5 protein-coding genes are annotated in these 8,324 nt (G+C 57.2%); all 5 read right to left on the bottom strand.

All coding sequences use genetic code 11. The features are described from left to right. Nucleotides 1-137 precede the first annotated feature (137 nt). A complete protein-coding gene (locus PMI28_RS19320) occupies nucleotides 138-1,724 on the bottom strand; it encodes an ArnT family glycosyltransferase (protein ID WP_007985006.1) in 1,587 nt (528 codons plus the stop codon). A gap of 179 nt (nucleotides 1,725-1,903) precedes the next feature. Beyond that, nucleotides 1,904-3,400, bottom strand: a complete 1,497-nt coding sequence (locus PMI28_RS19325) for a methyl-accepting chemotaxis protein (RefSeq protein WP_007985003.1) — start codon at nucleotides 3,398-3,400, stop codon at nucleotides 1,904-1,906. 442 nt (nucleotides 3,401-3,842) lie between these two features. Then, nucleotides 3,843-5,162 carry an outer membrane protein transport protein gene (locus PMI28_RS19330; RefSeq protein WP_007985001.1) on the bottom strand — a complete coding sequence of 440 codons (1,320 nt, stop codon included), beginning with the start codon at nucleotides 5,160-5,162 and terminating at the stop codon, nucleotides 3,843-3,845. A 152-nt stretch (nucleotides 5,163-5,314) separates the two neighbouring features. Beyond that, nucleotides 5,315-7,216, bottom strand: coding sequence for an acyl-CoA synthetase (locus tag PMI28_RS19335; RefSeq protein ID WP_007985000.1), 1,902 nt, complete (start codon nucleotides 7,214-7,216; stop codon nucleotides 5,315-5,317). Between the two features lie 2 nt (nucleotides 7,217-7,218). Continuing rightward, on the bottom strand, nucleotides 7,219-8,175 hold the full coding sequence (locus PMI28_RS19340; protein WP_007984998.1) for a fumarylacetoacetate hydrolase family protein: 957 nt from the start codon (nucleotides 8,173-8,175) through the stop codon (nucleotides 7,219-7,221). Between the last annotated feature and the right edge of the window lie 149 nt (nucleotides 8,176-8,324).

Here is an 8,324-nt window from a genome sequence, read left to right as displayed (position 1 = left end):
TCAGAGAGATCGTGCAAGCCGGATTTACGACTGCTGCGCAGCCGGACGCAGGCTACGCCAGCTGCTACAAGGAAGGCGTAGCTGATCGGCGTTAGCCTGTAAGGCGCCCTGTTTCGTTGATTGCCCCCCTCATATATCTATTGAACCGAGGCTTGATCGGCCACAGGGATTCCCATCGTTTTCCCATTGGGAATAAACGCCGCACTGCCATTTTCATGGGCATGAAACAACCGGGCGCCGTTGTTGGGTTTGGTGGTGATCAACTGATGGTCGGCCGTCAGATAGTCCAGAGGCAATTGATGGATATCCTTGTACTGCTCCACGATGATCGTGCGTTCAGGATTCCAGGTTTCGCCACTGTTCTTTTCCAGCCACGCCATCAGTGCAGCACTGTCACCTGTTTGCGGAATATCCGAATCCGGGAGCACGTAGTAGAACGCGGCGCCATGATTTTGCAGGTACATGGGCAGTTTGTTGTCGACATCCACCAGCACCATGCGCCATTCGCTCCACGGTGCCGTTTTGATCGCTTCGGCACGCACGTCCCGGGTGAACTGCATGACACCGCCAGCACCGCCGTTAGTCCATGGATAGACAACGCCCAAAATCAAAAACAAAAGACCTGCCGCCCCGGCAATACCCTTCGTCCAACCCGGCCCGCTGACGTTACCGGCCGCCTGACGCGCGGCCATGCGCCGGGTGACCCACCAGGCCGCCAGCAGCTGGGCAAACGGCACCAGCGGTAATACGTAGTAGCTGCGTCGACTGCCACTGGCGGTGAAGAACAGAAACAGCAATCCCAGGCCCAAAATCAGCCAGCGAACATTGGGTTCGGTGTGCTTCCAGCGGCGTACCGCCACCCACAGGCCAAGTATCCAGCAGGGTGCCCAGGGCAGGGTGTAAACCGGCAGATAGAGTAGATAGGTATAGATCGGGCCGATGTTGTCGAATGGCTTGAAAAATCGAACCACATTCTCCTGAAACACCAGGCCAAGCCCGCTCGGCCCATAAGTCGGCGTGCCATAGCGGTGCGACAGCATGAACGGCAGCATGTAGACCACACCGCCCACCAGCATCGCCAGAAACAGGCGCGGATTGAGGTGGTTTCTCCAGCGCCCCTCGCTGAGCAGATGCGGCAACAGCATCAGCCCCGGCAGGATAAACCCGATCAAGCCCTTGAACAGCGACGTCAGTGCCAGCATCAGGAAAAATACGATGTAGCGACCCAGACGGGTGTCGCTCGGGCCGCGCCAATACCACCAGACAGCCGCCAGAACACCGCAAACCGTTAAAATGTCGGCCGTGGCAACCCGCGCCCAGAACACGAAAAAGAACGTCGTCGCCAGAAACCAGCCGGCAATCAGGCCGGTGCCTTTGCTAAAGAGCCGTTCACCGATCAAATAGACCAGCCAGACACTCAGCCACGCCGCCAGAACCGAAGGCAAGCGCAGCGACCAGTGCCCGAGACCACCCATCAGGTGGGCAGTGGCCGTAATCAGCCAATAGGAAGGCAGCGGTTTGTCGTAATAGGGCATGCCCTTGAGATAAGGGTCGAAATAATCGCCGGTTTGCAACATTTGCAGCGCGATGTTCGCCCAGCGGGTTTCCGCCCCCCAAAGCTCCCTTGTGCCCAACCCGAACAGCAATAGAAACGCGGATACACCGAGCAGAAGGATCAGCGCACCCTGGTCACTTTTCAGAAACCTGACTAACGAATTTTTCATCACTATTTCGCACGTTGCGTGAAGCGGCTGGAGCAACAAGGTTATCCGGCGAAATGTGATGGGATTGTCAGTAGATTGCGAATAAACCATTGGTTCTGATTGAGGCGTGGTTGCCCCATCAAGTGATGTAAGGCTGTGATTTACAAGATGAAAAATTGTTCATGTAAACCACAGCACGATCATTGATGAAACGTACGCCCCAGTGCATCCAGGCGCGTGGCAATAGGTGGCAAGCGCCGGCTGCTCAACGCCAGGGTTTCCACATCGTCCGCGGTGTTCTGCGCAATACTCTGCACCGACTGCAAGCGCCCGACGATCTCGAAACTCGCCGTGGATTGTTCGCGGGTTGTCGTGACAATCCGTCCATTGAGTTCATCGATCTGCGAGATGTCACTGCCCACGGCCTGCAACATCGCAGCCGCCAGCTGACTGTCCTCGACACAGCGCTCTACACCTTCGCGACTGTCCTGCATGGCCTCGACCGCTTTGCGGCTGCCTTGCTGCAAGGCCTCGATGATGGTCCGGATTTCTTTGGTGGAAACCGCCGTGCGCTGCGCCAGGCTGCGCACTTCATCGGCCACTACGGCAAAGCCCCGGCCTTGCTCGCCGGCACGCGCCGCTTCGATAGCCGCGTTGAGCGCCAGCAGGTTAGTTTGCTCGGCGATGCTGCTGATCACCTCCAGCACCGAACCGATTTGCTGTGCTTGCCCGGCCAGCACCTGAACGGTCTGGTTGGTGCCTTCCAGGCGCGACGCTAACTGAGTGATTTCCTGCCGCGCACGGTTCACGCTTTCCTGACCGCGAGTGACTTGCGCACTGGCCTGGCCGGCATGTTCAACGGCATGCTCGACATGCACCACGATGTGCTCCATCGCATCGCCCATGCGTTGCATCGACCCGGTCATCTGGGCGATTTCCGTCAACTGATGCTTCGCGCCTTTCTCCAGCGTATTACTCGCCTTGGCCAACTCCTGGCCCAACTGACCCAAGCCGTGAGAGTCACGTACCACCCCGTCGACCAATGCGGTGATCTGCATCAAAAACTGATCGAAACGCTGCGCCAGCGACACATGCACCCGCGCCTTGTCACCCTGTTCGGCGTTGGCGGTGAACTGCGACGTGGTGGCGAGCATCTTGTCCAGCATGTCCTGGCTCTCCACCGCATCGGCCTGACTGTGCACCGCCAGATAGAGCAGCGCGACCGTCTCCATCACCACATAAAAAGCGTGAACGAACACCATCGTCCAGCCACCGTGATGCGCCATCACATACACCGGAAAACCCTGATGTTGCAGCACATGAAACACCACGTGATGCACGGCAATCGCAGCCGCCGCCACCAGAATCGGCAACCAGTCGCGATAAAACGTCAGCACCGCCAACAACGCGAAAATCCCGAAGTGCGACTCAATGACCCCCTCGGCCTGATTGATATGCAACGCCGCCATCACCATCAAGCCAACGCCTAGCAAACAGCGCATCAACCGCGACCCGCCGATGGCGCGGTACAGCATGGTCAACAGCACACTGGTGCCGCCACCCACTAAAAGCGCTTGCTTGAACGTGTCGTGCCAGAACGCCAGGCCCACCGCGAAGACGAACATCAGCCAGATCAGACCCAGCATGATGCGGTCGGCTTTGCGGTAGTGGTCGAGGAAACGAGGGGGGAAGGGCATTCACGCTTACTCCATGTAATTGAGTGAGGATGAAGCAGGGGGCTGATACCGGTCAGGCGAGCCTGATACTGAAGCTGTGGCGTTTTTGGGGTGTTGCAGTGAATATGAGAAACCGTGGAGAGAGTAGCTTAATGCCATCATTCTTGACGGGTGTTACGTCGTTTGTGGGGAGTATTGGCGGATTTAGAGGCAAGGAATGCGGAGTCAGCGGGGTAGGGCCCGCCTGTAGGGCCGTGATTCAGAAGGTTTACGCAGAAAACTCGATGGATTAGAGCTAATGAAATGACAACCCACCCACTACCGCGAACGTATTCGCGGCAGTTGGCGCTGATTGCCAGGCAGAACTGCGTCACGTCCCGTTGGGATAGTTGATTAACGATGAAAGGAGAGCTTTCAGGAAGTCTCGCAATAATGGGCTTTATTAAAAACTTAGTGCTGTCGATTAGTACCGATAGGTTGCCTGGACTGAAAATCCATTCGCACTATTTTCGTATTTGGCACTGTATTCCGGTTGAAGGCCGGAGTTGTTCGACTGTTTTACTGAGGCTTTGGAATCCCAGAGATAACCATAAGCAAAGTCTATTGTCAGATCGGAATTCGGCGAATAAGCGCCACCCAAGGTCACGGCCTGGCGATTCCCGACCGGAACGCGCACGCTGCGATCGGCATTTCCAATGGGCGACGGATCATAGGCGTAGCCTGCGCGCAGCAGCCATTGCTGGTTCAATTGCAAGGACGCGCCAACTGCGGTGGACCATGTGTCGTGCCAGTTCATTTCTTCGGTCACACTTCCCAGGCCGGCCGCCTGACCCAAGGGGGAAAGACCGCTGTTGACTGCCTCGACCTTTTTGATCCGGCTCCAACGTTTCCAGGTGGTCCCCAGGTATCCCGTCCAGCGACTATTGAAATGATGGGTGATAGACGTGTCCACGGATTCGGGCATCGTGAGGTCTATCTTGTTGTCATAGTTTCCGTCCAGCGGGATAACGCTCGGGGAGCCGGAAACCTCAGTATGCCCTTTGAGTTCATAGCTCACCTTCGAGTGATAGTTAATCCCCCAACGGGTCGCATCACTCAAATCAAACAAGACGCCGACGTTGTAGCCAAGTGCCGTGTCATCGCCTTTGATGGTAACCAGTGTGTCCTGGCCATTGTTCAGGGCGCCGGTGGCCAGGTAATTCTGAAGCTTTGCATTGAAACGGTTTATGGTCGGTCCGCCACCAATGGACACGTAATCATTGATCCGCCAGGCAATGGTGGGCTGCAGGGTTATTTCCCTGGTCGTGCTATAGGAACCATGATAACGGCCCTGAAAACCGCTCTCGTAATCATTGATCAGACCACTCGGAGCATACAGGCCAATACCAATCGAAAATCGATCGTCAAGCGGCGTCGACATATAGGCGAAAGGGACGACCCCCAAAGGGACCGAGTCCCCTTTATTCGTTCCCGGGGCACTGCTCTGCGCATCACTGATGTCATCGCTCACCGAGACGACCGCGGCTCCGCCGGAAATCTCGGCACGTTTCAACTTGGTCAAACCTGCGGGATTGCCAAAGATAGTGCTGGCGTCCAGCGCGGAAGACGACCTTCCCGCATAAGCAGTTCCCGCACTGCTTGCACTTTGTTCGTTAAGGGCAATGCCATTGGCGCTTGCGCTTGTTGAAACGCTGAGTATTGCCGCGGCACCTGTGAATTTAATCCAGGAAGACACTTCTCGCACAGCTGAGAGACACGGGGTTGCACGGTTGCTCAGTTTCATTTCCCACCTCGTATTGTTTTTATTGATTGGTGCGCAGGCAAGGCTTCGCCTTCCGGTGCACTTGGCAGTGCCGGTTGGCGTTGATCGAAGTTGTGAAAAAGGCCCTGGCCGACTACTGCCAGGACCGAGGTGCCGAACTTACGAAGTCAGGATCATTTGAGCCACTCCACCTGAAAGCTATAGCGACCTAGAAGGAGGGCCAGGGACTCTTGATTTCTCCCGGCCCGGATGCAGGCGACTAACCCACGTTGTTCGTGCTGAATCACTTCCACTGCAATGTCCTTCAGACACATGCGTTCCACTTCCTGCCGAATTACTCGGGCCACCTCGCGCTGCTGCAAAGCGGGCTTGAAGATCTTGCCAACCGCAGTCAATGGCAGTGCGTCGAGGATTTCGATCCGCTTGGGAATGGCCGCCCGCTCACTGATGTGGTGCTGAGCAAACTGCTCAAGTTCTTCAACATTGCAGACGTGGCCTGGTCGCAGTTGTACGTAGGCGACCGGGACTTCGCCCGAATAGGCGTCCGGGCTGCCGATGGCGGCCGCCAACGCCACCGCTGGGTGGGCCTGCAAAGCCTCCTCGATTTGTTTGGGATCGATATTGTGGCCGCCGCGGATGATCAGTTCCTTTTTGCGCCCGGTCAGCCAGAAATAGCCATTTTCATCCTGGCGCCCCAGATCGCCTGTATTCAGCCAACGCTGACCATTGATTTCGATCCACAGGCCCCGGTTATGGCTTTCCTCAACGTAACCCTCGAACAGGTTCGGACCCGTGATGGTGATCAGGCCAATTTCGTCGTTTTTGGCATCGCGCAGATATTCTCCCGAGTCATCGAGCAAGACTGCGCGCATGTCCTGGTAGGCAATCCGTATACCGATGGAGCCGATGTAGCGCTCGCCATGGGGTGGATTGACCGAGGAGACGCATGCGCCTTCCGTGAGTCCATAGCCTTCGAGGATCTTTACCCCGGTCCGGCCTTCGAATTCCCGGAAAAGTTCGACCGGCATCGGCGCGGCACCACACATGGCATAACGAAGGCTGGACAGGTCGCGGCCTTCCAGCTCATTTTGCAAAAGTGCGGAATAGACAGTAGGAACACCCGAGAAGAAGTTGATGCCGAAGTGCTCAACCATCTCCCAGAAGCGCGGGATCACACCCTCACCACGATAACCCTGCGGCGTGCCGAGGATGACATGGTCACCTTGGCTCCAAGGCATCAGGCCTGTCACCAGCTGTGCATTTACGTGGAACAGCGGCAACCCGCAGAAAATAACCTGGCCACTCCCGTGTGGCTGCATGTGCGTGTCCATGGCCCACGCGTTGAAGACCTCCGCCCCGTGCGTACGCATCGCAATCTTGGGCAGCCCGGTGGTACCGCCGGTGCAGAAGTAAGAGGAACGATCCTCAGGGCGGAACAGCCGGGCACTCTTCAGTTGTGTGCCTGGCTGAGCGTCCATCAACGTGCGTAATTCGTGAATCGTGGCGCCCCTGTGCAACTCACGCTCTTTCTCTGCCAGGGATTCAAGGGATTCACGCTGAGCGACATCAACGTAGGGTCCCATGCCAACCCAAACGACGTGCTTGATCTCGGGAAGTTGATCGAGCTGAGAGGCCAGCTTGGGCCACAGGTCGCTGCCCGGGGTCGGCGCGAGCGTTACCACCACGCTGGCCTTGGCGGCCCGTAGCAGGGCAGCCATCTGTTTGGCCTCCTGGAGCGGATTGATCGCCATGACGACACCGGCCGCTTCACCCCCCCAGATGGTGAAGTGGGTTTCCGGCAGGTTGGGCAGGATGAAGGCCAGTACTTCACCCGGGGTAATGCCCAGGTCATGGAAGGCATTCGCCGCGCGAGTGATATCTTCGACGAGTTCGGCATAGCTCCAGTGGTGGGTATTCCTGAAGCAGCTGGCGTCGGCGAAGAAACTCAGTGCGGGCGCGTTGGGGCTGAGCCTGGCTGTCCGTGTCAGTGCTTCATAGGTGCTGGAAGCCAGGCTACGCTCTGCCAACGGGACCTGCTCGATACGTTCAATGTCGTTCAGTGATCGCACCATCATCGTCAGGCTTCCCCTACGACTCGGTTGCGTTGCACACCCAGATCAATCACGCCATCAACGCTCCTAATGCGCGCTTCGACGACGTCTCCTGGCTTGAGATACTGAGACCGCCCTTCCTGCGCCTTGAGAAAAAGCTTCCACTTGGTGGCCTCTGGCATCAGGGCTGCGATGCGCTGTTTCGCAGGCGACGGTATCGTAAGCGCACAGCCGGCAGGAGTACCGGTGGCAATCAGATCTCCAACGGCGAGATCTTGCACTGCGGAGAGTTCGGTAAGGGTTTCAGCGGGACCGTAAACCAGGTTGGCCGTACTGTCGCTTTGTCGCACCTGGTCGTTGACCGTCAGGCGCAGCTGCAAAGCTTTCAGGTAATGCATGTCCTTGACATCCAGAAGGCAGAGGTAAGGACCGACCGGACCAAATGTGCGGAAACTCTTGCCCTTGTAGAACTGCATCTGGGGAATCTGAATGTCGCGGGCCGAGTAGTCATTGACAATGACGACGCCTGCGATGAACTCATGCAGATTGGCGTCAGTGACAGACACGGAACCGGTGATCGCGCGTTTCATCACAAGCCCCAGTTCAATCTCGTAGTCGAGGAAACGCACGGTACGCGGCTTGATCAGGTCGCTGTCAGCCGCCACCAGGCAACTCGTCGCCTTGGTGAAGATCATGTTGAATTTCTTCGCATCCGGATCCATGCCCGACTCAATCATGTGCTGACGGTAATTGGCGCCCTGGCAGACGAACTGCTGGTTGCGGGTCACCGGCGATAGCAGTTTTACTGCGCTCTCATCCAGCTCCGAACCTTTCAGTTGAGCGAGGTCGTCAATACTGTTCTGGCGGATGAAATCACCGGTGGTTTCAAAAACACCGGGGATGAGCGTGATACGGCCCTGGCGAAGCACGCCCCAGTGGATACCGTTCTCGAATTCAAAGCGGACTACATGTACAGCAGACATTGAAGGTACTCCTGGAGCGGCGTTTGTCCCGCGTTCGGTGGCGTGGGAACTGTGGTGTTGTTCTGAAGGGGGGCTGGCAACGCTGTAGACCAACGAGCCGCCGGCGATCAAGGCACCGGCTTTGAGCACATCCCGCCGGCCATACCGGG

The organism is Pseudomonas sp. GM48 (assembly GCF_000282335.1).
Taxonomy (GTDB): Bacteria; Pseudomonadota; Gammaproteobacteria; order Pseudomonadales; family Pseudomonadaceae; genus Aquipseudomonas.
The sequence above is the reverse complement of the archived record's forward strand: the minus strand, read 5'-3'. Positions and strand labels throughout refer to the sequence as shown.